2 protein-coding genes are annotated in these 2,640 nt (G+C 64.2%); both read right to left on the bottom strand.

All coding sequences use genetic code 11. From position 1 onward, the window contains the following. Positions 1-128: 128 nt before the first annotated feature. Positions 129-938 (bottom strand): IS21-like element helper ATPase IstB, encoded by an 810-nt coding sequence (gene istB / locus BLW27_RS20450; protein WP_089886577.1) that lies wholly within the window; start codon positions 936-938, stop codon positions 129-131. Next, the gene (istA, locus tag BLW27_RS20445; RefSeq protein ID WP_089886575.1) at positions 935-2,455 is read right to left on the bottom strand and encodes an IS21 family transposase; all 1,521 of its coding nucleotides are present in this window, start codon (positions 2,453-2,455) and stop codon (positions 935-937) included. The genes istB and istA overlap by 4 nt, the downstream gene beginning before the upstream one ends. Positions 2,456-2,640: the final 185 nt, after the last annotated feature.

Genomic DNA, 2,640 nt, shown 5'->3' with positions numbered 1-2,640 from the left:
TATAGCGCGACAATCTGGGTGAGATCAGCGCGACAATCAGGATAAGAGTCCTTGGCCGCGACGAGGTCACATTGGACGGTCTGCGTATCGCGAGCAAGGTGATTGTCGCTGGTGTTTGTCGCGGAGCGTCAATCAGCGGCGATGTCGGCGGGTAATGCCTTTTGCGGTGGCCTGCCCGGACCCTTCGCCTTTTCAGCGGCCCTGCGGCGGTAGCTTTCGACATTCAGCTCGAAGATGGACGCGTGGTGGACCAACCTGTCGACGGCGGCCAAGGTCATGGCCGGATCGGGGAAGATCGTATTCCACGCGCCGAAGGCCTGATTGGCCGTGATCAGCATGGAGCGCCGCTCGTAACGGGCGCTGATCAACTCGAACAGAACGCTGGTCTCGGCCTGGTCCTTTGTGACGTAGGCGATGTCGTCGAGGATCAGCAGGTGGAACTTGTCGAGCTTGGCGATGGCACCTTCGAGGGCGAGATCACGACGCGCCTGCTGGAGCTTCTGGACCAGATCCGTGGTGCGGGCGAAGAGCACCCGGTAGCCGTTCTCTACGAGTGCAAGACCGATGGCGGACGCGAGGTGACTTTTGCCCACGCCCGGCGGACCGAAGAGCAAGATGTTGTCGCCCTTTCCGATCCAGCTGTCGCCGGCGGTGATGGCACTGATATGTGCCTTGGACACCATGGGGACAGCGGCGAAGTCGAACGTCTGGAGAGTTTTACCGGGCAACAGGCGGGCTTCGGCAAGATGGCGTTCGATGCGTCGCCGCTCACGTTCGGCGATCTCGTGTTCGACGAGAGCACTGAGCAGGCGCGCTGCAGACCAGCCCTCCTTGTCGGCCTGCTCGGCAAAGCGTGGCCAGAGCGCCTTGATAGCGGGCAGCCGCAACTCGTTCAGGGCCATGGTGAGGCGGGCAGCGTCGATGTTGGGAGCGTTCATGCCGCTACCTCCTGCGCGGCCGTGTCATTGCCGAGGAGCCGATCGTAGGAGGACAGGCTGGCCAATCGCACCTCCACTGCGGGCAGGCTGTCGGGCCTCGGGGCGAAGAGCGTGCGCAGGGCGGAGGTGTCGGGCAGCCGGTTCTGCCGGAGGTCTTCTTCGATCTGGGCGGCCAGGTCTGCCTCGCAGTTGCGGTCATGGGCCAATGCCAAGAGGTCGACCATCGTGCGGCAGGCCTCCCTGTCGCTGGTCTGCTCCAGCAACACCGCGAACATGTCGCGGAAGGCCTGACGCGGGAACAGCTGATCGCGGTAGACCAAGCCCATCAGCGCCATGGGCTTCCTGCGCAGCGAGTGAATGACGTGATGGTAGTTGACCACGTGGCCGTGGCTGCCGCCGGGCGCAGCTCGTCCGCGTGGCAGCTCTGACAGCAAAGTAGAGCCGAGAAAGAGTTCGAGCCGGTCGTCGTAGAGCCGGACCCGGAGTTGATGACCGATCAGCCGGGACGGCACGGTGTAGAAGACCTTCTTCAACAGGAAGCCTCCCGATGATGTCACGCGCACTATGATCTCCTCATGGTCCGTGGTCCGCCGGGCAGGCAGGGGGCTGAGGCTGGCGCGCTCGACGTCGATGCGCTTGGCATTGCGCGCGTTGATCCGGCCGACGATCTCGTCGATGAAGCGGCGATAGGCCTCAAGATCCTCGAAGTCGCGCGACCCGCGCATGATCAGCGCGTCATCAACGGCACGCTTGAGGTGGCCATGCGGGCCTTCAATCGCCCCGTTCTCATGCGCCATGCCCTTGGTGTTGCGCGACGGGGTCATGCCGTAGTGGCGGCAGAGCGCATCGACGCGGTCGGTCAGGTCGGCCTCGGCAGATCGCTCGAGGTTCTTGAACGCTGCCGACAAGCTGTCGGTCCGATGCTCCTCGGGCGCCCCGCCGAGGGACCAAAGGGCATTCTGCAGCCCCTCGGCCAGCGCCACGTAGCTCTCGCCGCCCAGCACCACATGGGCGTGCTCGAAGCCGGAATAGGCCAGTCGGAAATGATAAAGCCGATGGTCCAGCGGCTGTCCGGCGACGGTCACGCCCAACTTGGCCATGTCGGTGAAGTCCGACAGCCCCATCTTGCCGGGTACGTGGACCTGGCGAAACATCACCTCCTGTTCGGGGCCATACTCGGCGCGCCATGAGCGTATGCGCCGCTCCAGCGTGCGTCGGACGCCGGAACCCAAATCAGAGTGGCGGCGCAGCAGCTCCTCCCAGACCGCCACCGGTCGCAAGCCAGGAGAGGACTGCAGAAGTGGAACGACCTCGGCTTCGAAGATGTCCGCAAGCGGATCCGGACGGCGCCTGCTGCGCGCGGGCTTCTTATGCGAGGGCAGGGTCGGGTCTGACTGGAGCCGGTAGCCGGTCGCTGTGCTGAGCCCGGCCTTGGCCGCGGCGACAGGAACGGAATGAGTTTGTCTGAGCGTCATGAAGAGCCTCATCTGCTGGTCGGTGACATGACAGCCCGGCATGAACGATCCTCCAGAACGGAAGATCGTCCTCTACCCGAGCCGACCACGACCGTCAGACCCACCCACTTGAGGGCGAAACGCGGGGTTAGCGGCTCTCCGGTCGGGCTACGCCCTCCCTGCGATCCGCCAACCCCGCGTTCTCATCTTGATTGACGCTGAACTCTCATCCTGATTGTCGCGCTGCA

It is taken from the genome of Citreimonas salinaria (assembly GCF_900107235.1).
Classification (GTDB): domain Bacteria; phylum Pseudomonadota; class Alphaproteobacteria; order Rhodobacterales; family Rhodobacteraceae; genus Citreimonas; species Citreimonas salinaria.
This window is presented reverse-complemented; position numbering and strand designations above follow the sequence as displayed.